This window comes from Ectopseudomonas toyotomiensis (assembly GCF_017167985.1).
In the GTDB taxonomy this organism is placed as follows: Bacteria; Pseudomonadota; Gammaproteobacteria; order Pseudomonadales; family Pseudomonadaceae; genus Aquipseudomonas; species Aquipseudomonas toyotomiensis.
Genome location: NZ_CP070505.1, coordinates 3977807 through 4003200 on the forward strand (window position 1 = coordinate 3977807; position 25394 = coordinate 4003200).

The following is a 25394-nucleotide window of genomic DNA, read 5'->3' on the forward strand; positions in this document are numbered from 1 at the left end:
CGCAGTTTACTAGCTGTAAATGAGCATTTTGAGGTTGGTTTCAACGCAGCATGGCCGACGCGCAGCAGATCGTGAACAGGTTCGTACAGGGTTTGCTCGTGCGCGCCAGGCCCTACCATGGGAGTTCTATGTCCGATACCGATCTGTTGGATCGTCTGCTCGCCGGTGAGCAGACGGCCTATCGCGAGCTGGTAGCTCGCTACCAGGGGGCGATGCGCGCGGTGGCCTACGCCATCGTCGGCAGCCGCCATGCCGATGAGGTGGTGCAGGATGCCTGGCTCGCCGTGGTGCGCAGCCTCAGCGGCTTTCAGGGGCGCTCCAGTCTCAAGACCTGGCTGCTGACCATCACCGCCAATACCGCCAAGACCCGTCTCAAGCACAACCGTCGCGAGGTGCTGCTCGACGACCTGGCTGCGCCGCATGGCACGGTCGGCGACGAGCGTTTCTCCGATGACGGCCACTGGCTGCTGGCGCCGCATGCCTGGCACCAGGACAGCCCCGAAGCCCTGCTCACCGAGGACGAACTGCGCCAGTGCCTGGAACACACCCTGGCCAGCCTGTCAGAGTTGCAGGCCAGCGTGCTGGTGCTACGCGAGCGTCAGGGCCTGGAGTTGGAGGCGATCTGTAATCTTCTCGACATCTCCCTCTCCAATGCCCGTGTGCTGCTGCACCGGGCACGCCTGAAAGTCTTTGCCACCCTGGAACATTTCGAGGAGACAGGCCAATGCTGACCTGCAAGGAATTGGTCGCTCATTCCAGCGATTATCTCGACGGCCAACTGACGCTACGCCAGCGCCTGGCCGTACGCGCGCACCTGGCCATGTGCGGCAACTGCCGACGTTTCATCCGCCAGATGAAACTGACCCAGGTGGTGATTCGGCAGATGCCGGATGAGGAGTTACCCGAACTCGACGCGCTGGCCGAGCGCCTGGCGCAGAACCGGCGTAATCAGGGGTGAACAGCGTGCTTGGTGGACGGCTTGGTGTCGCACTCCCAGGCAAGCCATTGCGTGGATGATGCTGTTTTCATACACCGCTTGCGGTAGTTGTTCGGGCTACTTGCTGTCGAGCAGGGGGAGTCCTGCAGCGGAGCAAGGCCGATAACAATGATGATCCCAGGGATCGATTGAACGCTTGGCCCCCGCTGCGCGAACTACAGAATGGCCAGGGCGAAAAGCCCACAACAGGCCGGATATACGAATGCAACCGCGCTGACGACAGGTGCAAAGGCAAAGCTTTACTCACTACTTGTGGGGAGAGTCCATATACCATTTGTTAGGTTGCCTCATTAATGAGTTTAACCTGGCTAAACCATTGCTCTTGCTTCAGTGGGTACTTATATAGAACGGAATTATATTTGAATCCGGCTTCTCCAAGTAAGTGCTCGGATATGGCTTTCGATGCTTCTACTGCGGAGAATAGTGCTGACCTTGCCATTTCGAGAGACGTTAAAGCTGAGCGCTTATGCACAGTTGCATTGCGCCGTGCTCTTAAATGGTCTGCTGATTTCAAGGGTTCTTGAGTTAGGTCAAACTTCGTGCCAGTTATAATTTCTGGCCATTCTTCTAGGGCTTTCTTAAATGAGGTATTTTGATACTTATTTTCGATTTTTGTGAATTGTTTTGGGTTGCCATCGGTTATGACTCTCACGCATTGGAAGAACATTATTTCGATCAATTGATGTGCCGCTATCAGGACCATTTGAGAGAGTGGCCCGTGATGAGTCTCGGATTGATACTCATGCGCTGGAAGCTCATTTGTTACTAGCCAATGAGCGGCAATGTATGTTTCTGACCACGCGTCTAAGTTTAGCCAGCCTGTAGTGGTTGTATGTATTATCACGGTAGCAGCCATAACGTATGGTTAAGGGACGGGCTTTAGCCCGTCCCAGTGAGCGATTTGAACCAGTTCTTAGGCAAATCTCGGCATGATCACCTAATAGTCAGGAAAAAAGCTCATGTTACTTCGCTCACTCCATTTAATTTTCCTTGATGGACGTGATGGTCTACTTGCGCGGCTTGATTTAGAAGGTCTACTCATCCTGGATGATCTGCTTGGGCGCGATTTTCGGCTGGGGCGCGATGGCCCACCAGAACTATGAGTTGTAAAAAATGCATATTCCCCATTCCTGTAATCAATGATGCTTCCATTATATATCCAGCCTAGATATTGGCCTGAGTATGAAATTATGTATTCATTGTTATAAAGGTAGGCTAGCGGAGTTCCGTCGTAATGGTAAAAGTGCTCGCCGTTGCTGTATAGGTAAAAAAGTGGCGCGCCAGTGCAGTCATAAAAAGGCGTAATTTCGCCTTCTGGAAATGGATTGGACTCGCTATTCATAAACTCTCCGTGTTAAATGTCATTAGCATAGATGCCTAACGTCGTGGTCAGTGGGCCAGTGTAGTGGAGTAAATTTTATGGTCAGAAGAGCGAAGCGATACCATAAAATTTCGTAGCGTAACTGGTTCCACTGCACCACCTTGTTAAGCATTTTGAGTAAAGGAGCGCTCAATGTCGTAGCCAATTTCTGAACCGTGCTCGCCAAACATACGGATATATTTCTTTATCTCCGTTCGTCCAGCACTTCCAAATATCAGTTTGTTAAGTGTGGCTCTTACGCCAAATTGATTCCTTATGTTCTCCAGAGGGTTGCCTTGGGTGGCAATTTTGAAAATACCCATTCCCGCTTCCATTGTTACAGGAGTGGAGGTAGAACCATATCCGATTTTCTTGTCCACATATTGGCTTACTGAATCCAGCTGCCGCCGGTACTTCAAAAGGCTTTCGGTGTCATCATCGCTCATTGCATTTTGGAACATTTTCAACCAATCACGCAGTGACTGAAAATCATCCCTCATTTGTAGGGCAATGGAAATCATTTGATCGGCCGAGCTAGATTCTTGAATTACCCTAATAGGCAACGCTGGAATATTGATATATGACGAAAAAAGGGCATCATTGCCATATATCTTCTTAGTCACGCTTACTTTTTTATCATTTAAAAAAGTCGTCAGCTGATGTAAAGCATCAGCTGCGGGCAACATGAACCCAGAATTCACAAACAATCTTTTTCTCAGGGGGTGTGGGGTGTAGCTTTTTTTGTACACGAAACTTCTGGCACACATCCCAGCCCCTCCCCACAGTGTCGCCGACAAAAGTGGGTGTGGCGTTATTCTATGATCATTCCAACCATCAACATTTTCTTGATGAGCTTGTCGCAAAGACTCTGTCGAACAAATGTGCTCTATTATCCGATCACGTGGCCCTGCTATTTTTTCGGGCTCAGACAAGAAAGGGTAAGCGCGCACAACACCAAGGCTTTTTGCCTCAAGTATTGGGCTATTAATCCTTTCCCATGAATACGTAAATTTTTCTTCGACCAATATTTCATCACGAAGTATGAGGTCTGTAATAAAATCAAATAGAGCCTCTGTCTGAATAACTGCACTTGAAATAGGCCTATAAGAATGCCTCTCATCTTCAAGTACAATTTCTCCAGCAGCATCGCGCTCAAGCCCATCAGTAAAAAGGGTCATAATATCTTGAAGAGACCAATTATCAGCAACTATCCCTTGAGCCATCATTTCTCCTATTGCTTAACGCTTGGTTAAGGGGCGGGCTTTAGCCCGTCCCAGTGAGCGAAGCGAACGGTTTGAATCAGTTGTTATACGCCACGTGAAATGGTGCAGTCCCTTATTAATGGAGACAAAAAGAAGCGATCTATTACTCCTGAAACTGTAACCACATCGCCTTTTCTTAAAATTAGGAGCGCTTCTTTGTGCTTTGAGTCGAACACAGCAACCACATGTGCGGCATGAGTCGGTTCGCTTTCGGGCATGAGGCTTGTCCAAAGTAACCCATCTTTTTCTTCTGTAACATCGCCTAGGCGAGCGCGCCAGAGGATTTTTTGGCCTGTATAGCTCTTTTCGAAGTGACTGCGCTGGAGCTCAGTTAGTGCGGCGTCTTTCCATGATTTATAAAAGGAAACCATATCGTTCAGTAACGTCGTGCTTTGGCTCAGAGCTTCAATGTTTTGAACTGAATCAGTTTGTAAGGTGGGTAATTTTGGTTCGGGCGTAAATTCGTTGTTGGTGCGCTGCGGAGTAAATTGAATTTGCTCTGGGCGCTGAAATTCTTTCTTTAGTTCATCAAGGTTTTTTTCTAATACGGAAATGCGGAAATCTCGCGGCTTTACATATAGGGTATCAAAAATTTTCCAGGCCGCGGCAATAGCTGGAATGATTACCAAGGCCAGGCTTACCAAAGGATTCTGTTGAATTATTTCAAGCATAGTTGGCCTTGTGTGTATAACAGTCATTAGATGGAGGGCGATACTAATCTGATAGTAGAGCCTTCCATCTAACTCCGCACCATCCCGTTTCGCTTCGCACTAAAAATCCTTTCCAGTCATGGCCTTATCGCTGTGCTCCGGCAGTCCGCTGTATTCGCTTGACCTCCTCTTTTTGCTTCAGCATTACGCTTGGCGCACCGCGCGCGGTGGATGACACTTTTTCATCCACCGTTTGCGCTGGCTGTTCGGGCTACTGTCTATCGAAAGCCTCGCCGCTGAAGCGCCTCCCACGGGTGCGGTGGATGTTTTGGTGCCTGTGGGAGGGGCTTTCGGCTCTGGCATCCTGCTTCGCTCTACCTCCTACATCCATGCAGTCGTAGCCGCGACTGGTAGCGGACAACGCTCCCGGATTTCATCCGGGCTACGAAAAACTTTTTTCGCCCGCTGTAACGCCCGCATCCCTGCCTCGTCCATTGCTGCGAGGGCGCCAACCTGGCGCCGTATTCGAAACCGATGGAGAGATGCCATGAAACAACTCAATACCCTGACTGCCACCCTGGGCGCTGCACTGCTGACTTCCATGGCGTTTACTGCCCATGCCGCCAGCAACCCCTTCGCTGCGCAGGAATTGGCCAGCGGCTACAGCCTGGCCGCTGCCGAGAAGGCGCAGGAAGGTTCCTGTGGCGAAGGCAAATGCGGTGGCGAGATGAAAGCCGATAAGGAAGGCAAGTGCGGCGAGGGCAAGTGTGGTGCCGAGAAGAAGGCCGATGCCGAGGGTAAATGCGGCGAAGGCAAGTGCGGCGGCGAGAAGAGCGAGTAAGGGCAGGGGAGGACGGATCATGCACCTCGCACACCTCACCGGCGCCGGTCTCGGCCTGCGTCGCGGGCTGCTCGCCGAGCTAATCGGCGATCATGCCAGCGGCGCCGACTTTCTCGAAGTGGCGCCGGAGAACTGGATCGGTGTCGGTGGCCGCCTGGGCAAGCAGTTGCGCGCCCTGAGCGAACGCCGGCCGTTGCTGTGCCATGGTCTGTCCCTCAACCTCGGCGGCTTCGCGCCGCTTAATCTGGAACTGCTGCACGCCATCAAGGGCTTTCTCGACGAGCACGGCGTGCTGGCCTACAGCGAACACCTGTCGGCCTGCGCCGACGATGGCCAGCTGTATGACCTGATGCCTCTGCCGTTTTCCGAAGAGTCGGTGTTGCGCATCGCCGAGCGTGTGCGCATCGTTCAGGACGTGCTGGAGCGGCCGCTGATCATCGAGAACGTCTCGGCCTACGCGCGCCTGCCCGGCGAGCTGGACGAGGCGGATTTCGTTCGCGCCGTGCTGGAACGTGCCGACTGCCAACTGCTGCTGGACGTCAACAACGTCTACGTCAACAGCCTGAACTTCGGCTTCGATGCCGAGGCCTACATTGCCGCGATGCCCAGTGAGCGCATCGCCTATTTGCACGTCGCCGGTCATTACGATCAGGCGGCAGACCTGAAGATCGACACCCACGGTGCGCCGGTGATCGACCCGGTGTGGGCACTGCTGAGCAGCGCTTACGTGCAGCATGGCGTGCGCCCAACGCTGCTGGAGCGCGATTTCAACTTCCCGCCGCTGGCCGAGCTGTATGCCGAGCTGGCGCATATCCGCGGCCTGCAACAGGCGGCGCAACCGCTGAGCAGGTACGGCACATGAGCGGCATCGAACGGCAGCGCGACTTCGCTACACGTATTCGCCAGCCTGAGGCGCAGTCATTGCTGCCGGGCATCACGGCCGAGCGCATGGCGGTTTACGAGGAGCTGTTCTTCAACAACGTCGCCAGCCTCGTCGGCGGCGCCTTTCCGGTGCTGCGCGGGATTCTCGGGGCCGAGCGCTGGCAGCGGCTGCTGCGGGCGTTCTTCGCCGAGCATCGGGCGAGCACGCCTTACTTTCTTGAGATCAGCCAGGAGTTCATTGCCTGGCTGCAGCAGGGTTATCGCGCCGAGCCTGACGACCCTGCGTTCATGCTGGAGCTGGCGCATTACGAGTGGGTCGAGCTGGCGCTGGATGTCAGCGATGCGCAGTTGCCCGAGCGCGGTTGGTCGCCATTAGCCTGGCCGCTGGCGTATCGCTGGCCGGTGCAGATGATCGGTGTCGATCATCAACCCACGCAGCCGCCTGCCGAGCCGACCTGCCTGCTGGTCTGGCGCGACCGCCAGGATCAGGTGCGCTTCATGCAACTGGCGCCGTTCGCCTACCAACTGGCGCTGCGCTTACAGGCCGGCGAGCCGCCTGTGCAGGCGCAGCTGGAGTTGGCCACGGCCCATGGCCTGGCGGCGGATCGTGCCTATTTCGACAATGCCCGTGCGCTGCTGGATGACTGGCAGGCGCGCGATATCTGGTTTCCGTATTCCGAGGACTGACCACCATGATCGCTTTGCTCAATCGTTTCCAGGATGCGCTGGAGGCTACCCGGCGCCTGGATTTTCTCGGCCCGCTGTTGCTGCGCCTGTATCTGGTGCCGGTGTTCTGGATGGCCGGTACACAGAAACTGGCCGACATCGACGCTACCGCCGCCTGGTTCGGCAATCCGGACTGGGGCCTGGGCCTGCCGTTTCCCGAACTGCTGGCCTGGGCGGCAGCGCTGACCGAGGCCGGTGGCGCCATCCTGCTGCTGTTCGGCTTTGCCGTGCGCTGGATCAGCATTCCGCTGATCGTCACCATGCTGGTGGCGATCTTCGCCGTGCACTGGCCCTATGGCTGGCAGGCGATTGCCGACCCGTCCGCGCCGTTCGCCAACGAGCGCGTGCTGGCGGCGGCGGAGAAGCTCGAACGGGCGCGCAACATCCTGCGTGAGCACGGCAATTACGACTGGCTGACTGGTAGCGGCAAGTTCGTGGTGCTGAACAACGGTATCGAGTTCGCCGCCACCTACCTGGTGATGCTGGTGGCGTTGTTCTTCAGCGGGGCAGGGCGCTGGTTGAGCGTCGATTACTGGCTCGCGCGGCGTTTCCGACCATCGCGCTAGCCCAGCGGATTGTCGCGACGTCGACTTTCGCGAAACTCGCCCGGCGTCTGCCCGGTCCAGCTCTTGAAGCTGCGGTGGAACGAGCGTGACTCGGTGAAACCCAGGTAGCAGGCGATGTCCTGGATCGCCAGGTCGCTGCGCAGCAGGTAGTGCTCGGCCAGCTCCTGGCGTAGCTCGTCGAGTATCTGTTGGTAGCTGGTGCCGGCCTGCTGCAGGTGGCGCTGCAGGGTGCGCACGGTCATGTCGAACTTCTCCGCCACCCGTTCCTTGCGCGGCAGGCCGTCCTTGAGCAGCAGGCGCAGGGCGTTCTTCACCCGTCGCGGCAGCGGCTCGTCCTCGTCCAGCCCGGCCATCAGGGTCAGGGCATGTTCTTCCAGGGTGCGCAGCAGGTTGGCGTCGGCCTGGCGTAGCGGCACGCCGAGATAGTCCAACGGCACCAGCAGGGCGTTGCAGGGTTGTTCGAACAATACCGGGCAGCCGAACAGCGCCTGGTATTCCTCCAGCTCGGTACCGGCCGGTTGCGCATGCTCGAACCAGACCTCGCGCGGCGAATGTTCGGAGTCGGCGATCCAGCGCGCGTACAACAGCCAGGAGGCGAGCACGTTCTCCACCATGTGGCGGCGCACGTCCGGCGCCTGATGACGGCAACTCCAGATCAGCCGCACGTGATCCTCGGCGGCTTCGATGCGGCTGGTGCCCATGTCGCCCACCAGTTTCTCGTAGGGCACGATGCGGCCCATGGCTTCGCCCAATGTGGCGCAGTTCATGGCGATGTAACCGAGCACGCTCCACGAGCCGGGCTGGACGAAACGCGCCGAGTGCAGGCCGAACAACGGGTCGCCGGACATCTCCATCAAATGCATCAGCAGGCGCTCATGCACCTCGCTGGGAATCCGCTTGCCGTTGTCGGCCAGGTCCTGCGCCTGGATACCGGCTGCGGCCAGGGCGCGGTCGATGTCCAGGCCGAGTTGTTCGGCCTGACGCAGGTACTTGAGCAGGGCGGGAACCGAGGTATAGCCGAGGTTTTCCATGGATTCTTCTTGTTCTGGGGTGCCTGTCTTGATTGGCGATAAGGCCTGTCCCGATTCGACAGTGACGGAAATCGGCGGCTGGCTAGTATAGGCAGCCATAAGTGCTGATCGGAATGGGGGATGCGATGCGACGCTGGAACGGATGGGGAGACGAAGCGACCGAGGTGGAACTGCCGGCCCATGGCGAAGCCTTTCTCGCCGAGCTGATCGGGCCGGGCCAGCGTCTGGCCGATGCCAGCTTGCAGGAGGTGCTGGCGCGCGTGCCGGCGTCGCGCCTGGCGCCGCATCCACTGATTTGTCAGGACGCCGAAGTGCGCGTGCGCCATGCCCGTGGCCAGAGCCTGCCGGACTGGCTGGCCATGCGCTCCGGTGAGTTCGGCCTGTTTCCCGATGGCGTCGCCTGCCCGGAAAGTGCCGAGCAGATCCGCGAGCTGCTGGCTTGGGCGCAAAAGCATGACGTCACCCTGATTCCCTACGGCGGCGGTACTTCAGTGGCCGGCCACATCAACCCGCAGGCCGGCCAGCGCCCGGTGCTGACCCTGTCGCTGGAGCGCATGACGCGCCTGCTGGATATCGACGAAGACAGCCTGATCGCCACCTTCGGCCCTGGCGCCAATGGCCCGCAAGTCGAGAGCCAACTGCGCGCCCGTGGCTATACGCTGGGGCACTTCCCGCAGTCCTGGGAGCTGTCGACCCTCGGCGGCTGGGTCGCCAGCCGCTCCAGCGGCCAGCAGTCGCTGCGCTACGGGCGCATCGAGCAACTGTTCGCCGGCGGCAAGCTGGAGACCTTCGCCGGCACTTTGGAGATCCCCACCTTCCCGGCGTCGGCCGCCGGCCCAGATCTGCGCGAGCTGGTGCTGGGGTCGGAAGGGCGCTTCGGGGTGATCTCCGAGGTGCGCGTGCGCATCAGTCGCCTGGCCGAGCAGGAACGCTTCTATGCGGTATTCCTGCCCAGCTGGCAGCAGGCGCTGAGCGCCATCCGCACGCTGGCGCAGGCGCGGGTGCCACTGTCCATGTTGCGCCTGTCCAACGCCATCGAAACCCGTACGCAGCTGGCCCTGGCCGGCCACCCGCAGCAGATCGCGCTGCTGGAGAAGTACCTGGCGCTGCGCGGCGCCCGTGACGAGAAATGCATGCTGACCTTTGGCGTCACCGGCAGTCGGGTGCAGAACGCCGCCTCGCTGAAACAGGCGCGGCGCCTGCTGAAAGGTTTTGGCGGCGTATTCACCGGCAACCTGCTGGGCAAGAAGTGGGAGCACAACCGCTTCCGCTTCCCCTATCTGCGTCACGGTCTGTGGGAGCGCGGCTACCTGGTGGACACCCTGGAAACCGCCACCGACTGGTCCAACGTCGACAACCTGCTGAACAGGGTCGAGGCCAGCCTGCGTGACGAGCTGGCCGGCGAGGGCGAGCGAGTGCACGTCTTCACCCACCTGTCGCACGTCTACGGCGAAGGTTCGAGCATCTACACCACCTACGTATTCCGCCCCGGCGCCGATTACGCCACCGCCATGGCGCGCTGGCAGCGGCTCAAGGCGGCGGCCAGCCGTACCATCGTCGAGAACCGCGGCACCATCAGTCATCAGCACGGTGTTGGTCGCGATCACGCGCCATACCTGGCGGCGGAGAAGGGCGAGCTGGGCATGGCCACGCTGCGCAGCCTGGCCATGCATTTCGACCCCGACCAGCGCCTGGCGCCTGGCGTGTTGCTGCAGGACTGAGCATGGAGCCCTGGAACGCCACCTGGCGCATGCGCGCGCTGCCCGAGTTGGCCGCGAATGACTGGGATCTGCTGGTGATCGGCGGCGGCATCTGCGGTGCCGGCATCCTGCGTGAGGCGGCGCGGCGCGGTTGGCGCTGCCTGTTGCTGGAGCAGCGCGACTTCGCCTGGGGCACCTCCAGCCGCTCGTCGAAGATGGTCCATGGCGGGCTGCGCTACGTCGCCAAGGGGCAGTTGGGGCTGACCCGGGACTCGGTACGCGAGCGCCAGCGCCTGCTTGGCGAGGCTCCAGGACTGGTAGAGCCGTTGAGTTTCGTCATGCCGCACTACCGCGGCGGCTTCCCTGGGCCGAAGGTATTCGGCGGCCTGCTCAGTCTGTACGACGCCCTGGCCGGCAAGCGCAATCACCTGTTCTACCCGCTGCAGCAGTTGCGCTACCTGGCGCCCGGTATTCGCGAGAACGGCCTGCTCGGCGGCACGCGCTTCTTCGATGCGGTGACCGACGATGCCCGCCTGGTGCAGCGCGTGCTGGGCGAGGCGCGCGCCGAAGGCGGCGAGGCGCTCAATGGCATGCGTGTGGTCGAGTTGTTGCGTGAAGCGGGGCAGGTGGTCGGCGTGCTAGCCGAGGATATCGAGACGGGCAACCGCTACCGTCTGCGCAGCCGCGCCGTTGCGCAGGCCACCGGTGCCTGGGCCGATCGCCTGCGCCAGCCTGGCAATGGTCGCATTCGTCCGCTGCGCGGCAGCCACCTGCTGCTGCCAAACTGGCGCCTGCCGGTGGCGCATGCCTTCAGCTTTATGCACGTCGCGGATGGACGGCCGGTATTCGTCTTCCCTTGGGAAGGCGCGACGGTGATCGGCACCACCGATCTCGATCATGATGACGAGCTCGATCATGAAGCCGCCATCAGCGCCGAGGAGGTCGACTACTTGCTGGCCGCCTGTGCCCAGCAGTTCCCGACCGCCGAGGTCACGCGCGCCGACGTGCTGTCAACCTGGGCCGGCGTGCGCCCGGTGGTGAGCGATGGTGGCAGCGCTCTGAAACCCTCCGACGAGAAGCGCGAGCATGCGCTGTGGATCGAACCGGGCAGTGTGACCCTGGCCGGCGGCAAGCTGACCACTTTCCGCCTGCTGGCGCTGGAGGTGCTGCGTGCCTGTGCCACGTTCGTCGGCAAGCCGGTGGATGATCAGGGCGGCGCGGTCTTCGCTGCGAGTGCGCCGACACCGATGCCGGCATTGACTCCGGCGCAGCAACGCCGTCTGGCCGGGCGCCATGGTCGTCAGTTGGGTGAGGTACTGCGCTTGATCGACGAAATCGGCGCTGATTGCGTTGCCGGTACCGACACTTTGTGGGCCGAACTGGCCTGGGCCGCCGAGGGCGAGCTGGTGCTGCACCTGGACGATCTGCTGCTGCGCCGCACCCGCCTGGGCCTGCTACTGGCAGGTGGCGGCCGCGCCGAGCTGCCGCGTATCCGCGCGCTGTGCCAACCACGGCTCGGCTGGAGCGATGCGCGCTGGCAGCAGGAAGAAACCAACTACCTGGCGCTATGGCAACGCTGTTACAGCCTGCCGTAGGGTGCGCTGTGCGCACCAACGAACGACCACGATAAGGACCACACCTTGAGCGAACCAAGCTACCTGCTGAGCATCGACAACGGCACCCAGAGCGTGCGCGCGCTGCTGTTCGATACCCAGGGCAACCTGCTGGCCAAGGGCAAGGTGGAGCTGGATCCCTATTTTTCCAGCCAGCCGGGCTGGGCCGAGCAGGACCCGGAATACTACTGGGCCAGCCTCGGCGAGGCCTGCCGGCTGCTGTGGCAACAGGTGGATATCGACCGCCGCCTGATCAAGGGAGTGGCCGTGACCACCCAGCGCGGCAGCATCATCCATGTCGAGGAGCAGGGTGCGCCGCTGCGCCCGGCGATTCTCTGGCTCGACCAACGCCGCGCCGAGGTGGCGGGGCGGATCAAAGGGCCCTGGGGCTGGCTGTTCAAGCTGGCGCGTGCCGAGGAGGCGGTCGATCATTTCCGTGGCCAGGCCGAGGTCAATTGGGTGGCTCAGCATCAGCCGGACATTGCGGCACGCACGCACAAGGTGCTGTTGCTTTCGGGTTTTCTCACCCATCGCCTGTGTGGTCGCTTCGTCGATTCGGCCAGCAGTTGCGTGGCCTACCTACCTTTCGACTACAAGCGCCTGCGCTGGGCGGCGCCGGGCGACTGGAAATGGCAGGCGCTGAAGGTGCGCCCCGAGCAACTACCCGAGCTGTTCAAGCCGGGCGAGCGACTGGGCCAGATCAGCGCCGAGGCCAGCCGCTATACCGGTATTCCCGAGGGCCTGCCGCTGATCGCCGCCGGCGCCGACAAGGCTTGCGAAGTGCTCGGCTCCGGCGCGCTGGAGGCCAGCACCGCGTGCCTGTCTTACGGCACCACGGCGACCATCAACACCATACGCAGCCGCTATCTGGAAACCATCCCGCTGATTCCGCCGTATCCGGCGGCGCTGCCGGATCACTTCAACACCGAGGTGATGATCTATCGCGGTTTCTGGATGGTCAGCTGGTTCAAGCGCGAGTTCGGTCTGCGCGAGATGCAACGCGCCGAGGCGCTGGGCGTGCCGCCCGAGGCGCTGTTCGACGAGCTGGTCAACGCCGTACCGCCGGGTTCCATGGGCCTGATGCTGCAGCCGTACTGGACGCCGGGCATCCGTGAGCCGGGGCTGGAGGCCAAGGGTTCGATCATCGGTTTTGGTGATGTACACACCCGTGCCCATATCTATCGCGCCATTCTCGAAGGTTTGGCCTATGCGCTGCGTCAGGGCAAGGAACGTATCGAAAAGCGCTCCGGCACCCGCATCGAGCGCCTGCGCGTGTCCGGTGGCGGTTCGCAGAGCGATGCGGCGATGCAACTGACCGCCGATATCTTCGGCCTGCCGGCCGAGCGCCCGCATCTGTACGAAACCAGCGGCCTGGGTGCGGCGATCAACTGCGCGGTAGGTCTGGGCTTGCACCCGGATTACCCGAGCGCCATCGCTGCCATGACCCGCGTCGGCCAGGTATTCCAGCCGAACCCGGAGGCCCAGCGGGTTTACCAGCAGCTCTACGGGCAGGTCTATCAGCGCATGTACCGTCAGCTCAAACCGCTGTACCAGCGCATTCGCAAGATCACCGGCTACCCGGCGTAGGGCGGACTCAGGAGCGAAGCGAACAGTCCGCCATTCTTTGGTGCTACACCAACTCAGCGGCGTACTGCTTCGCGACGACTGCATGGATGCAGGAGATAGAGCGACGCAGAAAGCCAAAGCCGAGTACGCCCTACGTCACTTCAGAAAAAAGATCGCCCTCCGAAGTGGAGGGCGATGGGTTTGTGCATCAGGCGACATCCACCAGCACGATCTCGCTGTCTTCCTGCGCCTCGATGCGGATCAGCGTTTCATCGGCGATGGCCACGCCATCGCGTGCCTTGACGGCTACGCCGTTGACACTGAAAGCACCAGTCGCGCCCACCAGATAGGCCTTGCGACCCGGTTGCAGGGCGTATTCGGCGCTCTCTCCCGCCTTTACCGTGGCAGCTACCAGGCGTGCGTCGGTACGGATGCGCAGGGCGTCGACATCTTCCTCGTAACCGCTGGCCAGGGTGACGAACGATCCCGAGCGGTCGCCTTTGGGGAAAGGCTTGGCGCCCCAGGAGGGCGGCAGGCCGGCCTGGTTCGGCTGGATCCAGATCTGGAAGATCTTGGTGGTTTCATCCTCCAGGTTGTACTCGCTGTGGGCGATGCCGGTGCCGGCGCTCATTACCTGCACATCGCCGGCCTCGGTACGGCCTTTGTTGCCCAGGTTGTCCTCATGGCTGATGGCACCTTCGCGAACGTAGGTGATGATCTCCATGTCGCGGTGCGGGTGCGGCGGGAAGCCCGAGTGCGGTGCGATCTCGTCGTCGTTCCAGACGCGCAGACGGCCCCAGTTCATCCGCTCGGCGTCGTAGTATTCAGCGAAGGAAAAGTGGTGACGGGCGTTGAGCCAGCCGTGGTGAGCACCACCGAGTTGTTCGAACGGACGTACATCGATCATGGTCAATCCTCCAGTCATGCACGAGTTCAGTCCCGTGCAGCGTTGATGGGTGAATGATCCATTTGGATTGATCGATTTAAAAGCGCAATTTTTGCGGTATTGATATCGATTAATTTGATTAATTTCTGCGGGGGCCAGGCACTGGGCTTTCGCTGATCCTTTCAAGGAGGACGCGCAATGCGCGAACGCAAGGCCTGGTTGATCCTGCATGGCAAGCAGGCGCTGAACGAAGAAGTGAGGGCAGCGGTGAACGGCCTGCGTGAGCGCGGCTGGGATTTGGCCGTGCGCCTGACCTGGGAGGCCGGCGACGCCGAGCGCCTGGTGCAGGAGGGGCTGGCCGGCGGCTACCCGACCGTGATCGCGGGCGGCGGCGACGGTACCTTGCGCGATGTCGCCGAGGCCATGCTGGAGGCCGGCGGCGAGGCCAGCCTGGCCATGCTGCCGCTGGGCACCGCCAACGACTTCGCCCGTGCTGCCGGGGTACCGCTGGCGCCGATGGAAGCCCTGCAGTTGCTCGAGATCGAACCCCGCCCGGTGGATCTGGGCCTGGCGGACGGACGGGTATTTCTCAACATGGCGACCGGCGGCTTCGGCTCCACCGTTACCGCGCATACCTCCGAGGATCTGAAAAAGGTTTTCGGCGGCGCTGCCTATCTGCTCACCGGCCTCAGCCGATTTGCCGAACTGCGCTCGGCGTTCGGCCGTTTCCACGGGCCCGGTTTCGAGTGGGAAGGAGATTTTCTCGCCATGGGCATCGGCAATGGTCGTCAGGCCGGGGGCGGCCACGTGCTGTGCCCGGAAGCGCTTGCCGACGACGGCATGCTCGACCTGTGCATCGTGCCAGCGCCACAGGACATTCCGGCGACCCTTGGCACCCTGTTGTCGGGAGGTATGCTCGGGCTGGAGACGGTGTCGATCCGTGCGCGGCTGCCCCAGGTCGAGCTGGAGGCGCCGGAAGGCCTGGCCCTGAATCTCGATGGCGAGCCGACGCAAAGCAATCGCCTGCGTTTCGAAACTCGCCCGGCAGCGTTGCGCATGCACCTGCCGCCGGGGTGCGCGTTGCTGGGCGGTGCCGGCTAGGCAGCCGCTCAGTCGTCCGGGCTGATGATGCCCTCGCGTACCGCGTAGAGCACAAGGCTCGGCACGTCGTGGATCTGCAGGCGTTTCATGATCTGTGCACGATGTGCCTCGACGGTCTTAACGCTCAGCCCCAGGCCGTTGGCGATGGAACGGGTCGATTCACCACGGGTGATCAGACGCAGGATCTCAAGCTGACGTTGGGTCAGGCCGTGCTCGGAATGGGCGTTGACCTTGGAGACTGCCTGTTCGATCACCGGTTGCACAATGGCCGAGCTCAGATAACGGTCGCCGCGGCGCACCGCTTCCAGCGCCATGCGCAGTTCGAACGCCGCGGCGTCCTTGAGCAGGTAACCGTGGGCACCTTTTTGCAGGGCTTCGAGTACCACTTCCGGGCCGGTGTGCATGGACAGGATCAGCACCTTGCAGTCTGGCGAGTGACGATTGAGTACCTGCAGAGCTTCGAGACCGCTGACCCGCTTCATGGAGATGTCCAGCAGGATGATGTCGGGCTCCAGCTCGCGGGCCAGTTCCACGGTTTCCTTGCCGTCCTCGGCCTCGCCGACGATGGTGTAGTCGTCGATGTCCTGGATCATCGCGCGCACGCCGGCGCGAATTACCGCATGGTCGTCGGCCAGCAACACCCGGCAGGTCATGGCCGCAACGCCCTGGCAGGTCGAAGTGGGATTTGAAGAGAGGAACTGTGCATGAGGGACGCTCCTTTTTTGTCCGGACAGAAGTCCGGAGATCCATGGCAAGCGGCCGGCCTGCAGGTGACGCGGAGGGTGTTGCGAATCCGAGGGATGAAACTGCGGCGCCGCACCGGCAGAGCATAGTCGATGCTGCCGAGATGTCAGGTCGGGCCTGACGGATCGGTCAAGCCAAGCGGCCTCAGCCGCGCCCGTACTGCTCGATCAACCGCGGTATGCCCTGCAGCGATTCGGTGCCCTGTGCTGCGCCGAGGCGCAAGGCCTCCTTGGGCATGCCGAAGACCACACAGCTGGCCTCGTCCTGGGCCACTGTGCGCGCGCCGGCTTCGCGCATGCTGAGCAGACCGCGGGCGCCGTCGTCGCCCATGCCGGTCATGATTACCCCGAGCGCGTTGTGCCCGGCATGCCGGGCCACCGAGCGGAACAGCACGTCCACCGAAGGCCGGTGGCGGTTGACCGGCGGGCCGTCGAGCACTTCGACGAAGTACTGCGCGCCGCTGCGCTTGAGCTGCATGTGGCGGCCGCCCGGCGCCACCAGCGCCAGACCGGGGCGTACGCGGTCCATATGCCGCGCCTCGCGCACCTCGATGGCGCAGACGCTGTCCAGACGTTGGGCGAAGGCAGCGGTGAACTTCTCCGGCATGTGCTGGACGATGACGATGCCGGGGCAATCCACCGGCAGTTGACGCAGCACCACCTCCAGGGCCTGGGTGCCGCCGGTGGAAGTGCCTAGCGCTACCACCCGGTCGGTGGTGGTCAGGTGAACAACAGCCGGGGCGCGTTCGCTTTTTACTGCCGCGGCGGGCGGCGCTTCGACGGCCTTGCGCGGCATGGCGCGTGGCTGACTGCGGGCGGCGATCTCGATCTGCCGGATCAGGTCGCCGGACATCTGCTGCAGGCTTTCGCGCAGGCCCAGCCTGGCCTTGGTGAACACGCCCACCGCGCCGGCTGCCAGTGCATCCAGGGTCACCGCGGCACCGGCCTCGGTGAGGGTGGAGCAGATGATCGCCGGCGTCGGCCGTTCGGCCATGATCTTGCGCAGGAAGGTGATGCCGTCCATGCGTGGCATTTCCACGTCCAGCACCAGCACGTCTGGCCATTGCTTGTGCATTTTCTCCAGGGCGAACAGCGGGTCGGCGGCCTGACCGATCACCTGAATGCCGGGATGGCTTTCGAGGCAGGCAGTCAGCACCTGGCGCACCAGCGCCGAGTCGTCGACGATGAATACCTTGATCTGTGCGGCGCTGGGCATCTTGGCACTCCAGGCTGTGGCGTCATTGGCGCTCGAAAACCGACGGGCGCAGGGTACGCAGCGGCAGGCCGAAACCATGCAGGCTTTCGGCATGGCCGATGAACAGCAGACCGCCCGGGCGCAGGCGCTCGAGTAGGCGGTTGACGATCTCGCGCTTCTGTTCAGCAGCGAAGTAGATCAGCACGTTGCGCAGGAAGATCACGTCGAACGGGCCGATGCCCTGAGGCAGCGGACGCATCAGGTTGACCTCGGCGAAGGTCACCCGATGGCGCAGCGGCTGGTTGATGCGCAGCAGCCCCTCGCTTTCCTCCACACCGCGCAGGCAATGGCGCTTGAGCCAGCCGGCGGGGAATTGGCTGGCCTGGTCGATGGAGTAGGTGGCACTGCGCGCACGATCCAGCACCCGACGGCTGATATCGCTGGCGAACACCGACCAGTCCTGGGTGCGTGCATGTTCGGCCACCGTCATCGCCATACTGAACGCCTCTTCGCCGGAGGAACTGGCGGCGCTCCACAGGTGCAGCGGCCGGCGCTGCCTGGCCACCCACTCGCCGAGCACAGTGAAGTGCTGCGGCTCGCGGAAGAAGTAGGTTTCGTTGGTGGTCAGCAGATCGATCACGGTACGCCGTTCGTCCACCGATTCCGGCCGGTTGAGCAGTTGCAGATACTGGCTGTAGTCCTGCAGCTGCAGCGAGCGCAGGCGGCCCATCAGGCGTCCTGCGACCAGGGTGCGCTTCTGTTCGGCCATGCGAATGCCCGATTCCTCCAGCATCAGGCGCTGGAGGAAGCGGAAGTCTTGATCATTGAGTTTGGGCAGGTGACCGCTGGGCATCAACTGGCCTGCTGGGCGAGGCTCAACTGGCGGATATCGTCGAGCGAGAGCACCCGGCGTACATCGATGATGATGGTGAAACCACCATTGTCCCGGGCCATGCCGGCGATGAAGTCAGTGCGGATGCCGGCGCCGAATGGCGGCGCCTGCTCGACCTCGCCCGGCTCGATGTCGAGCACCGCGTCGACCGCATCGACCACCAGGCCGATGCGCTGCTGTTGCTCATCCAGGTTCAGCTCGATGATCACGATGCAGGTGCGTTTGCCCGGCCGGGTCAGCTCGAAGCCGAAGCGCGCGGCCAGGTCCAGCACCGGTACCACGTTGCCCCGCAGGTTGATCACGCCGTGGATGAAGCTCGGCATCATCGGCACCGTGGTTACCTGGCCATACTCGATGATTTCCCGCACCAGTTCGATGGGCAGGGCGTAGCGCGCGTCGCGCACGCGAAACGACAGGTGCTGCACGCTGTCCGGTGGCGCCACCTGATGGCTGGCGGATAGACCATTCATGCCAGGGCCCTCAGTTGAAGTTGACGAACTGGCCTTCATCGGCCGGTGCCGCAGACGTCTTGCGTTCGCTGCGGCGCAGCTCGCGCACGTTGCTCGGGCTGCGCTCGTCGCGCCGCGGCGGCTTGGTTGCGCTGCCGGTGCCCAGGTGGAAGTAGCTGATCAGCTCCTGCAGCTGGCTGGCCTGGGCGTTCATTTCCTCGGCGGTGGCCGCCAGCTCCTCGGAAGCCGAAGCGTTCTGCTGGGTGATCTGGTTCATCTGGCCCATGGCGATATTGATCTGCCCGGCGCCGGTGCTCTGTTCCTGTGAGGCGGCGGTGATCTCCTGCACCAGGTCCGAGGTCTTCTGGATGTTCGGCACGATCTGATCGAGCAAGGCGCCGGCCTGTTCGGCCAGGTGCACGCTGTTGCTGGCCACGCCGCCGATTTCCTGGGCGGCCACCTGGCTGCGTTCGGCGAGCTTGCGCACCTCGGCCGCCACCACGGCGAAGCCCTTGCCGTGATCACCGGCGCGCGCCGCTTCGATCGCCGCGTTGAGGGCCAGCAGATTGGTCTGGTAAGCGATGTCGTCGATGATGCCGATCTTGTCGGCGATCTGCTTCATGGCCAGCACCATGTCGCGCACGGCCTGGCCGCCCTGCACGGCATCGTTGGCGGCCTTGCCGGCGATGCCGTCGGTGATCTGCGCGCTCTCGGTGTTCTGCGCGATGGAGGCGGACATCTGTTCTACCGAGGCGGTGGTTTCCTCGACACTGGCGGCTTGCTCGGTGGCGGCCTGGCTCAGTGATTGCGAAGTGGCGCTGACCTCCTCGGAAGCCGAGGACAGCGAGTCGGCGGCACTGCGCACGTCGGCCATGACGCTGCGCAGGCGCTCGGTCATGTGCTGCATCGAGGCCAGCAGGCGGCCGGTCTCGTCGCGGCTATCGACCTCTACACTGACCGTCAGGTCACCCTCGGCCAGGCTGTTGGCGACGCCCACCGCGCGGTTCAGCGGCCGCGAGATGGAGCGGGTGATGAAGATGCCGATGGCGAAGCCGAGCGCGGCGGCGATCAGGATCAACACGATCATCTGGGTGCGCGAGCTCAGGTAGATATCGGTGATCTGCTGATTGGCATCCTTGGCCCGCTCGCGCTTGTGCACAACCACCTCGCTGAGCAGGTTGTCGATGATATCGCCGCGTCGGGCCAACTCGGGCATCTGCGCGCTGGCCAGCGTCTCCGAGGCTAGTGCGCCGGAGGCCAGATAGGACCTGAGTACCTGCTCCAGCAGCACGGCGTAGTCGTTCAGCGGATCGTCCAGACGATCCACGTAGGCCTTGCCTTCTGCGGTCAGGAAGGAGTTCTTGGATTGCTCGATCAGCGCCTTGGTGTCGCTCAGGGCCTTGAAAGCTCTGTTGGCAGCCGTGTCACGGCCGGCTTCGTCGCTGGCCAGCAGCGCGGCCCGCAGCGAGCGGCCGGCGACGATCAGCTGGGTATTGGCTTCCTGCAGGGCATTGAGACCGAGCATGTCGTTCTCGTACATGCGGTCGGACAGATGGCTGACCTCGGCCAGGTTGCGGATGCCCAGCGCACCGATGGCGACCGTGAGGATCACCACCAGGGTAAAGCCGGCGATCAGCCTGACACCGATCTTGAGATTGCGGATGAATTGCATGGTGGGTTACTCCTCAGGAGCCGCTGATGTGCGGATGCGACTGGCGACGATCGCCGCCGTTGGCTTCGACATGGTTTTGCAGATGACGGAAAAGGCTGGGGATATCCAGGATCAGGGCGACCTGCCCGCTGCCCAGGATGGTCGAGCCGCCGATGCCTTGGAGATGCTGGAACAGCAGGCCAAGCGGCTTGATCACGGTTTGCAGTTCGCCGTGCAGGTGGTCGACTACCAGCCCGGCCTGTTGCCGGCCGAGGTTGACCACCACGATGTTGCGGCGCTTGCTGCGACTGGCCGGCAGGTCGAAGTGCGCGGCCAGGGAAATGCACGGCAGCGGTTTGCCGCGCAGGGTCAGGTAACCGTAGGTGCTGTCGCCGAGCTGATCGGCATCCATTTCCAGGCACTCGGTGACCATGTCCAAAGGGACTACAAAGAATTCTTCGCCGAGGCTGATCAGGAAGCCGTCGATGATCGCCAGCGTCAGCGGCAGGCGGATGCGGAAGGTGCAGCCGGCGCCGAGCACGGAATCGATCTCGATGCTGCCGCGCAGGCCGTCGATGACGCTGCGCACCACATCCATGCCGACGCCACGGCCGGAGAGATCGGAGACACTGTCGGCGGTGGAGAAGCCGGCGGCGAACACCAGGGCGTGGATGTCCGGTTCGGCCAGGTTGGCCTGGGCGTCGATCAGGCCGCGGTCGATGGCCTTCTGGCGGATACGCTCGGTATTCAGCCCGCGGCCGTCGTCGGCCACTTCGATGACGATCATTCCCGACTCGTGGTAGGCATTGAGCTGCAGTTGGCCCTCGGCCGGCTTGCCGGCGGCCAGGCGCTGCTCGGCGGACTCGATGCCGTGGTCGATGGCGTTGCGTACCAGGTGGGTGAGCGGGTCGGCGAGCTTGTCGATCACCGACTTGTCCAGCTCGGTATCGGCACCACGGATCTGCAGGCGAATGTCCTTGCCCAACTGTTGGCTGACATCGCGCACCACCCGGTGGAAGCGGTTGAAGGTGTCGCCGATCTCGATCATGCGCAGTTTCAGCGCCGCCTCGCGGATTTGCTCGACGTGCTGGTTGACGGTCTGCGTGCTTTCCACGCAACCGGCATCGCCGTGGGCCTGGGCGCGCAGCTGGGCGCCGGCGGCGCTGATCACCAGCTCGCCGACCAGGTTGATCAGTTCGTCGAGCTTGTGCGCGGCGACGCGGATCTGCGTACTTTCCTGGCTGCGTTTTTCGCGCACCGACTGCTGCTTGGCCAGGGCGGCATTGACCACCTGCGGCGCCACCATGCCTTCTTCCACCAGCAGGCTGCCCAGTGGCGCCTTCTCCGGTTCTGCCTGTGCCTGCAGGGCCAGGCCCTGGTTGAGTTCGTGCTCGGTGAGCAGGCCGCTGGCGACCAGCATGCTGCCGATGCGCTGGTCGGTTTCCGGCAGCTCCTGGATCAGCCGCAGATAATCCTCCTGGGCGCTGTGTGGCGGCAGGATGCGCAGGGTGCAGAAGTCATGAATGAACGCGAAAACTTCCTCTATCTCGGCCTTGCTGGCTTCGCTGCACAGGTCGATTTCCAGACCGATGTAGCAGCTCTCCGGGTCCATCTCGGCCAGCGAAGGCAGGGCCTCGTCGATCACTTCGAGGCGAAGGATGTCGCCCAGACGCGTCAGGTAGCGAACGAAGGACGCTGGGTCGAAGCCGTTGCGCAGCAGATCCGCTTCGAATCGCAGGGAAATGTGCCAGGCTCCATCCGCGTCGCAGCCGGCGCAGCGCTCGAAGATGCCGCGTTGCGCACAGGAACGTGAAGGGACCACTGGCGCGGTAGTGGGCTCGACGCTTGCGGGCGCGCCATAGGCGGCGAGGGCGGCGAGCAGTTCGTTCTGGTGCGTCTCGTCTACCGGCAGCTCGCCGGAGTCGACGTCGATCAGCCCCACCATGCTGGCGATTTCGTCCAGGCAACGCAGCATCAGCGAGACCAGCGCGGGCTCCAGCGTGCGCTGGCTGTCGCGCACCGACATCAGCAGGCTTTCCAGGTGATGGGTGAAACTGACCAGTGGCGTCAGGGAAAACAGCCCCGCCGAGCCCTTGAGGGTGTGCATGGCGCGGAACAGGCCGTTGACCGCATCTTCGTCCTCGGGCGTCTGGTCCAGCTGCAGCAGGTACTCCTCGGCCTGTTTGATCAGGTCGCCGGCTTCGTCGATGAAACCGCGGAGCAGTTGGCTCCATTGATCTCCATTGAGCATCTGCGTCTCCGGCTCAGGCCTGCGCCGTTGGGGGTGTGGGAAGGAGCGACTGCAGACGCAGCATCTCCAGCAGCTCGCGCGGAGCGTCGGCGGTGCTGACGACTTCCAGGCGCGTCTGCTGTTGCCTCAGCTGACGCTGCAGGGCCAACAGCAGCTGGGCGCCGGCACTGTCCAGTTCTTCCAGCTGGCCGAGGTCGAGCTGCCAGTGGCCGCCCGCGGTGCTGCCGATCAGCGCGGCCAGCAACGCCTCGTGGGCCTGGCGCACCTCGTAGATGGTCAGGCTGCCGACCAGCGCCAGGCGCTCGGGCTGCTGCCGTGGGTCATGGATCAGTTCGAACATTTCAGCTGGCCAGCTTGTCGACGGCCGCCAGCAATTGCTGCGGCTGGAACGGCTTTACGATCCAGGCCTTGGCACCGGCGGCCTGGCCTTCGGCTTTCTTGCCCTGTTCGCTCTCGGTGGTGAGCATGACGATGGGGGTGAAGCGGTATTCGTTGCGCGCCTTCACTTCCTTGACCAGGCCGATGCCGTCGAGGTTGGGCATGTTCACGTCGCTGATGATCAGGTTGATCTTCTGTCCGTTGAGCTTGCTCAGGGCGTCGCGCCCGTCCACCGCCTCGATGACGGTGTGGCCGGCGCCGGAGAGGGTCATCTTCACCAGCTGGCGCATGGAGAGGGAGTCGTCGACTATCAGAATGGTCTTGGCCATGCCGGGTTGCTCCTTGGCTGATCAGAAAAAGGTCACGTCGTCGTGCTGTTTGGCGCTGCGCCGGCCACCATGGCGCTCTTCATCGGTGGTGAAGCGGTCGCGCAGTTCCTTGAGCCAGCGTGTCGGGTTGGCGAGGATGCCGTCCTGCTCGCGTACGGCCTGCTGCAGGCGACCCAGGTCGATCTGCAGATGGTCGAGCATCTGGTCGCTGCGGTCCTGGAACTGCAGGCTGACGATGATTTCCTGGATGTCTGCCTGGGTGGTGCGGGCGTCCTGCTGCAGCTGCAGGGAGCTGCTGGAGAGTTCGTCGAGGTTGGTGCTCAGGCGCTGCATCACTTCGCCGGCGACCTGGTCGAGGTAATCGAGATTGCTCTTCTCGCTGCCGGAGAGTTCCTCGGCGGCGATCACCGTGGCGCGGATCGCCTGGTTGATTTCGCCGACCTTTTCGCCCATGCGCTGGCCGGTCTCGGCGGACAGGCTGGAGAGCTTGCGCACCTCGTCGGCGACCACCGAGAAGCCGCGGCCATGCTCGCCGGCGCGGGCCGCCTCGATGGCGGCGTTGAGGGCTAGCAGGTTGGTCTGGCTGGCGATGTCCTGCACCAATTTCGACATCTTCTGCAGCTCGCTGGCGTAGCTGTCGAGATGGGCGATGGTGCCGAGCAGCTCGTTCTTGCGCGCACTGGCGCCATGGAAGGAGGCGATGACTTCGTCCAGGCGCTGATGCGCCTCGCGCAGGCTGTCGGCTACGCCGCCACCGCCGATGGCCTGTTCCGAACTGCTCAGGGTCTGCTCCAGGCGGCCGCTGAGGCCGGCGAAGCGTTCGAACAGACGCTGGATGTTTTCCTGTACCAGCTGGCGCACCTGGCCGAGGTTCTGGCTCCAGGCTGGCAGCACTTCGAGCAGCAGCGGCTCGACACGTGGCTGCGGCGCCGCGTCGATGGGGGCTTCATCCAGGCTTGCAGCGAGAGGCAGGGGCGCACGCACGGGGCGCTGAAAAATCGCGGCCAGCGCACTGATGGCGCAGCCTGCACCGATCAGCCAGGGCATGCCGGCGGCAAGCCCGGCGAGGCTGATGGCGATACCTGACCAGAGAGCGGAGTAGGCGAGCACGGGAGCTGATCTCTATCGGAGGGGGAATGCTTCAACGATAGAGACTGGTACGTCGGTGCGATATCGGGGACTCCCCTAGGGGCCCCTAGGGGCGCCCCGATGACGATTGCTCGAGACAGGGCAGGCTGGTATCTGTAAAGGGCAGCGAGTATGGTGGCAGAAAGCCAAGCTGCGGCTTTTTCAGGGCCTGCCGATAACCTGGTACCAGGGCTTCGCGCCTGGTCCGCATCCGTTCATATTTCAGCAGGAGCAGGCGATGGCCGGCATTCTCGACTCCGTCGATCAACGTACACAGCTGGTCGGCGAGAACCGTCTGGAAATTCTCATGTTCCGCCTGGCTGGCCGGCAGTTGTTCGCCATCAACGTGTTCAAGGTGCAGGAAGTCCTGCAGATGCCCAAGCTGACGCTGATGCCGCAGCGCCACCGCTTCGTCTGCGGTGTGGTCAACCTGCGCGGTCAGACCTTGCCGGTAATCGATCTGTCCCAGGCCATCGGCATGCGTCCGCTGGTGCCGGATGAGCGCAGCACCATCATCGTCACCGAGTACAACCGTTCGGTTCAGGCCTTCCTGGTCGGCAGCGTCGACCGCATCCTCAACCTCAACTGGGAGTCGATTCTGCCGCCCCCGGGGGGCGCAGGACGTCAGCATTACCTGACCGCCATCACCAAGGTCGAGGACCAGATCGTCGAGATCATCGATGTGGAGAAGGTGCTCGCCGAGATCGTACCGATGAGCACCAAGGTTTCCGCGGAAAAGCTCGCCGACCCGCTGCTGGAGAAGGCGCGCGGGCGTGAAGTGCTGCTGGTGGATGATTCCAGCGTGGCGCTCAGCCAGCTGCGCGATACCCTGACGCAGTTGGGGCTTCGTCTGCACATGGCCAGTGACGGTCTCAAGGCCCTCAACCTGCTGAAGAAGTGGGCTGACACCGGTGAGGTGATGACCGACAAGCTGCTGATGATCTTCACCGATGCCGAGATGCCGGAAATGGACGGCTATCGCCTCACCAGTGAAATTCGCAACGACCCGCGCCTCAAGGATCTCTACGTGGTGCTGCACACATCGCTGTCGGGCAGCTTCAACGAGGCGATGGTGAAGAAGGTCGGCTGCGACAATTTCCTCTCCAAGTTCCAGCCGGACAAGCTGGTCGATGTGATTCGTCAACGTCTCGAGTTGGACGAACCTCGCTGAAGTGGCGGCAGGGCGGGTGAACATGC

At 62.4% G+C, this 25394-nt stretch carries 26 protein-coding genes; 11 read left to right on the forward strand and 15 right to left on the reverse strand.

Features of this window, described 5'->3' with window-relative positions:
• The first annotated feature begins 128 nt into the window (after window positions 1-128).
• Window positions 129-731, forward strand: coding sequence for an RNA polymerase sigma factor (locus JWV26_RS18405; RefSeq protein WP_206417509.1), 603 nt, complete (start codon window positions 129-131; stop codon window positions 729-731).
• Window positions 725-958, forward strand: coding sequence for an anti-sigma factor family protein (locus tag JWV26_RS18410; RefSeq protein WP_206417510.1), 234 nt, complete (start codon window positions 725-727; stop codon window positions 956-958). Before JWV26_RS18405 ends, JWV26_RS18410 begins: the two co-directional genes overlap by 7 nt.
• 316 nt (window positions 959-1274) lie before the next feature.
• On the opposite strand, the gene JWV26_RS18415 is transcribed toward JWV26_RS18410, so the two are convergent.
• From JWV26_RS18415 to JWV26_RS18425, 4 genes are all read right to left on the reverse strand, one after another.
• Window positions 1275-1853, reverse strand: coding sequence for a hypothetical protein (locus JWV26_RS18415; protein WP_206417511.1), 579 nt, complete (start codon window positions 1851-1853; stop codon window positions 1275-1277).
• Between the two features lie 81 nt (window positions 1854-1934).
• Window positions 1935-2339 (reverse strand): 4-fold beta flower protein, encoded by a 405-nt coding sequence (locus JWV26_RS24650; RefSeq protein ID WP_420890274.1) that lies wholly within the window; start codon window positions 2337-2339, stop codon window positions 1935-1937.
• Between the two features lie 143 nt (window positions 2340-2482).
• Window positions 2483-3580, reverse strand: coding sequence for a hypothetical protein (locus JWV26_RS18420; RefSeq protein ID WP_206417512.1), 1098 nt, complete (start codon window positions 3578-3580; stop codon window positions 2483-2485).
• 83 nt (window positions 3581-3663) lie between these two features.
• Window positions 3664-4290 (reverse strand): hypothetical protein, encoded by a 627-nt coding sequence (locus JWV26_RS18425; protein ID WP_206417513.1) that lies wholly within the window; start codon window positions 4288-4290, stop codon window positions 3664-3666.
• A gap of 526 nt (window positions 4291-4816) precedes the next feature.
• Between JWV26_RS18425 and JWV26_RS18430 the strand changes: the two genes are divergently transcribed.
• The 4 genes from JWV26_RS18430 to JWV26_RS18445 are packed head-to-tail and all read left to right on the forward strand — an operon-like array spanning window position 4817 to window position 7284.
• Window positions 4817-5110 carry an HvfA family oxazolone/thioamide-modified RiPP metallophore gene (locus JWV26_RS18430; RefSeq protein ID WP_112210593.1) on the forward strand — a complete coding sequence of 98 codons (294 nt, stop codon included), beginning with the start codon at window positions 4817-4819 and terminating at the stop codon, window positions 5108-5110.
• 19 nt (window positions 5111-5129) lie between these two features.
• Window positions 5130-5972 carry an HvfB family MNIO-type RiPP peptide maturase gene (locus tag JWV26_RS18435; RefSeq protein WP_206417514.1) on the forward strand — a complete coding sequence of 281 codons (843 nt, stop codon included), beginning with the start codon at window positions 5130-5132 and terminating at the stop codon, window positions 5970-5972.
• Window positions 5969-6679: an HvfC family RiPP maturation protein gene (locus JWV26_RS18440; protein WP_206417515.1), complete on the forward strand. Its 711-nt coding sequence runs from the start codon at window positions 5969-5971 to the stop codon at window positions 6677-6679. The genes JWV26_RS18435 and JWV26_RS18440 overlap by 4 nt, the downstream gene beginning before the upstream one ends.
• Window positions 6680-6684: 5 nt before the next feature.
• The gene (locus JWV26_RS18445) at window positions 6685-7284 is read left to right on the forward strand and encodes an HvfX family Cu-binding RiPP maturation protein (RefSeq protein WP_206417516.1); all 600 of its coding nucleotides are present in this window, start codon (window positions 6685-6687) and stop codon (window positions 7282-7284) included.
• On the opposite strand, the gene gliR is transcribed toward JWV26_RS18445, so the two are convergent.
• Window positions 7281-8315, reverse strand: a complete 1035-nt coding sequence (gene gliR, locus JWV26_RS18450; protein WP_093049324.1) for an AraC family transcriptional regulator GliR — start codon at window positions 8313-8315, stop codon at window positions 7281-7283. The genes JWV26_RS18445 and gliR overlap by 4 nt on opposite strands.
• 125 nt (window positions 8316-8440) lie before the next feature.
• Between gliR and JWV26_RS18455 the strand changes: the two genes are divergently transcribed.
• The 3 genes from JWV26_RS18455 to JWV26_RS18465 are packed head-to-tail and all read left to right on the forward strand — an operon-like array spanning window position 8441 to window position 13215.
• Window positions 8441-10036, forward strand: a complete 1596-nt coding sequence (locus JWV26_RS18455; RefSeq protein ID WP_206417517.1) for an FAD-binding oxidoreductase — start codon at window positions 8441-8443, stop codon at window positions 10034-10036.
• 2 nt (window positions 10037-10038) lie between these two features.
• Entirely contained in the window at window positions 10039-11610 is a 1572-nt protein-coding gene (locus JWV26_RS18460; protein WP_206417518.1) for a glycerol-3-phosphate dehydrogenase/oxidase, read from the forward strand.
• A gap of 45 nt (window positions 11611-11655) precedes the next feature.
• Window positions 11656-13215 (forward strand): FGGY-family carbohydrate kinase, encoded by a 1560-nt coding sequence (locus tag JWV26_RS18465; protein WP_206417519.1) that lies wholly within the window; start codon window positions 11656-11658, stop codon window positions 13213-13215.
• A gap of 187 nt (window positions 13216-13402) precedes the next feature.
• Here the strand turns inward: JWV26_RS18465 and JWV26_RS18470 are convergent, their stop codons facing one another.
• On the reverse strand, window positions 13403-14101 hold the full coding sequence (locus JWV26_RS18470; RefSeq protein WP_021488545.1) for a pirin family protein: 699 nt from the start codon (window positions 14099-14101) through the stop codon (window positions 13403-13405).
• 177 nt (window positions 14102-14278) lie between these two features.
• Between JWV26_RS18470 and yegS the strand changes: the two genes are divergently transcribed.
• Window positions 14279-15181 (forward strand): lipid kinase YegS, encoded by a 903-nt coding sequence (gene yegS / locus JWV26_RS18475; RefSeq protein ID WP_093049336.1) that lies wholly within the window; start codon window positions 14279-14281, stop codon window positions 15179-15181.
• Window positions 15182-15189: 8 nt separating this feature from the next.
• Here the strand turns inward: yegS and JWV26_RS18480 are convergent, their stop codons facing one another.
• From JWV26_RS18480 to JWV26_RS18520, 9 genes are all read right to left on the reverse strand, one after another.
• A complete protein-coding gene (locus tag JWV26_RS18480) occupies window positions 15190-15834 on the reverse strand; it encodes a response regulator (RefSeq protein WP_093049339.1) in 645 nt (214 codons plus the stop codon).
• Between the two features lie 235 nt (window positions 15835-16069).
• Entirely contained in the window at window positions 16070-17140 is a 1071-nt protein-coding gene (locus JWV26_RS18485; RefSeq protein ID WP_074912875.1) for a protein-glutamate methylesterase/protein-glutamine glutaminase, read from the reverse strand.
• A gap of 22 nt (window positions 17141-17162) precedes the next feature.
• Window positions 17163-17972 (reverse strand): CheR family methyltransferase, encoded by an 810-nt coding sequence (locus JWV26_RS18490; protein WP_206417520.1) that lies wholly within the window; start codon window positions 17970-17972, stop codon window positions 17163-17165.
• Window positions 17972-18481 carry a chemotaxis protein CheW gene (locus JWV26_RS18495; RefSeq protein WP_072425969.1) on the reverse strand — a complete coding sequence of 170 codons (510 nt, stop codon included), beginning with the start codon at window positions 18479-18481 and terminating at the stop codon, window positions 17972-17974. The genes JWV26_RS18490 and JWV26_RS18495 overlap by 1 nt, the downstream gene beginning before the upstream one ends.
• 10 nt (window positions 18482-18491) lie before the next feature.
• Window positions 18492-20132 (reverse strand): methyl-accepting chemotaxis protein, encoded by a 1641-nt coding sequence (locus JWV26_RS18500; RefSeq protein WP_206417521.1) that lies wholly within the window; start codon window positions 20130-20132, stop codon window positions 18492-18494.
• A gap of 13 nt (window positions 20133-20145) precedes the next feature.
• The gene (locus JWV26_RS18505; protein WP_206417522.1) at window positions 20146-22362 is read right to left on the reverse strand and encodes a chemotaxis protein CheA; all 2217 of its coding nucleotides are present in this window, start codon (window positions 22360-22362) and stop codon (window positions 20146-20148) included.
• Between the two features lie 13 nt (window positions 22363-22375).
• A complete protein-coding gene (locus tag JWV26_RS18510; RefSeq protein WP_206417523.1) occupies window positions 22376-22702 on the reverse strand; it encodes an STAS domain-containing protein in 327 nt (108 codons plus the stop codon).
• Between the two features lies 1 nt (window position 22703).
• Complete coding sequence (locus JWV26_RS18515; RefSeq protein WP_003245288.1) at window positions 22704-23069, reverse strand: response regulator; 366 nt, start codon at window positions 23067-23069, stop codon at window positions 22704-22706.
• A gap of 21 nt (window positions 23070-23090) precedes the next feature.
• The gene (locus tag JWV26_RS18520) at window positions 23091-24116 is read right to left on the reverse strand and encodes a methyl-accepting chemotaxis protein (RefSeq protein WP_420890303.1); all 1026 of its coding nucleotides are present in this window, start codon (window positions 24114-24116) and stop codon (window positions 23091-23093) included.
• A 319-nt stretch (window positions 24117-24435) separates the two neighbouring features.
• Here JWV26_RS18520 and JWV26_RS18525 point away from each other — a divergent pair, with 319 nt between their 5' ends.
• Window positions 24436-25368 (forward strand): chemotaxis protein CheV, encoded by a 933-nt coding sequence (locus JWV26_RS18525; RefSeq protein WP_072425964.1) that lies wholly within the window; start codon window positions 24436-24438, stop codon window positions 25366-25368.
• Window positions 25369-25394: the final 26 nt, after the last annotated feature.

What these genes read in the sequence shown, in the direction of transcription:
- gliR (WP_093049324.1), bottom strand. Translation starts at nt 8,315, where the DNA reads ATGGAAAACCTCGGCTATACCTCGGTTCCCGCCCTGCTCAAGTACCTG.
- JWV26_RS18525 (WP_072425964.1), top strand. Translation starts at nt 24,436, where the DNA reads ATGGCCGGCATTCTCGACTCCGTCGATCAACGTACACAGCTGGTCGGC.
- JWV26_RS18500 (WP_206417521.1), bottom strand. Translation starts at nt 20,132, where the DNA reads ATGCAATTCATCCGCAATCTCAAGATCGGTGTCAGGCTGATCGCCGGC.
- JWV26_RS18480 (WP_093049339.1), bottom strand. Translation starts at nt 15,834, where the DNA reads ATGACCTGCCGGGTGTTGCTGGCCGACGACCATGCGGTAATTCGCGCC.
- JWV26_RS18460 (WP_206417518.1), top strand. Translation starts at nt 10,039, where the DNA reads ATGGAGCCCTGGAACGCCACCTGGCGCATGCGCGCGCTGCCCGAGTTG.
- JWV26_RS18425 (WP_206417513.1), bottom strand. Translation starts at nt 4,290, where the DNA reads ATGCTTGAAATAATTCAACAGAATCCTTTGGTAAGCCTGGCCTTGGTA.
- JWV26_RS18505 (WP_206417522.1), bottom strand. Translation starts at nt 22,362, where the DNA reads ATGCTCAATGGAGATCAATGGAGCCAACTGCTCCGCGGTTTCATCGAC.
- JWV26_RS18420 (WP_206417512.1), bottom strand. Translation starts at nt 3,580, where the DNA reads ATGGCTCAAGGGATAGTTGCTGATAATTGGTCTCTTCAAGATATTATG.
- JWV26_RS18495 (WP_072425969.1), bottom strand. Translation starts at nt 18,481, where the DNA reads ATGAATGGTCTATCCGCCAGCCATCAGGTGGCGCCACCGGACAGCGTG.
- JWV26_RS18440 (WP_206417515.1), top strand. Translation starts at nt 5,969, where the DNA reads ATGAGCGGCATCGAACGGCAGCGCGACTTCGCTACACGTATTCGCCAG.
- yegS (WP_093049336.1), top strand. Translation starts at nt 14,279, where the DNA reads ATGCGCGAACGCAAGGCCTGGTTGATCCTGCATGGCAAGCAGGCGCTG.
- JWV26_RS18415 (WP_206417511.1), bottom strand. Translation starts at nt 1,853, where the DNA reads ATGGCTGCTACCGTGATAATACATACAACCACTACAGGCTGGCTAAAC.
- JWV26_RS18445 (WP_206417516.1), top strand. Translation starts at nt 6,685, where the DNA reads ATGATCGCTTTGCTCAATCGTTTCCAGGATGCGCTGGAGGCTACCCGG.
- JWV26_RS18510 (WP_206417523.1), bottom strand. Translation starts at nt 22,702, where the DNA reads ATGTTCGAACTGATCCATGACCCACGGCAGCAGCCCGAGCGCCTGGCG.
- JWV26_RS18520 (WP_420890303.1), bottom strand. Translation starts at nt 24,116, where the DNA reads ATGCCCTGGCTGATCGGTGCAGGCTGCGCCATCAGTGCGCTGGCCGCG.
- JWV26_RS18430 (WP_112210593.1), top strand. Translation starts at nt 4,817, where the DNA reads ATGAAACAACTCAATACCCTGACTGCCACCCTGGGCGCTGCACTGCTG.
- JWV26_RS18435 (WP_206417514.1), top strand. Translation starts at nt 5,130, where the DNA reads ATGCACCTCGCACACCTCACCGGCGCCGGTCTCGGCCTGCGTCGCGGG.
- JWV26_RS18410 (WP_206417510.1), top strand. Translation starts at nt 725, where the DNA reads ATGCTGACCTGCAAGGAATTGGTCGCTCATTCCAGCGATTATCTCGAC.
- JWV26_RS18490 (WP_206417520.1), bottom strand. Translation starts at nt 17,972, where the DNA reads ATGCCCAGCGGTCACCTGCCCAAACTCAATGATCAAGACTTCCGCTTC.
- JWV26_RS18515 (WP_003245288.1), bottom strand. Translation starts at nt 23,069, where the DNA reads ATGGCCAAGACCATTCTGATAGTCGACGACTCCCTCTCCATGCGCCAG.
- JWV26_RS18470 (WP_021488545.1), bottom strand. Translation starts at nt 14,101, where the DNA reads ATGATCGATGTACGTCCGTTCGAACAACTCGGTGGTGCTCACCACGGC.
- JWV26_RS24650 (WP_420890274.1), bottom strand. Translation starts at nt 2,339, where the DNA reads ATGAATAGCGAGTCCAATCCATTTCCAGAAGGCGAAATTACGCCTTTT.
- JWV26_RS18455 (WP_206417517.1), top strand. Translation starts at nt 8,441, where the DNA reads ATGCGACGCTGGAACGGATGGGGAGACGAAGCGACCGAGGTGGAACTG.
- JWV26_RS18485 (WP_074912875.1), bottom strand. Translation starts at nt 17,140, where the DNA reads ATGCCCAGCGCCGCACAGATCAAGGTATTCATCGTCGACGACTCGGCG.
- JWV26_RS18405 (WP_206417509.1), top strand. Translation starts at nt 129, where the DNA reads ATGTCCGATACCGATCTGTTGGATCGTCTGCTCGCCGGTGAGCAGACG.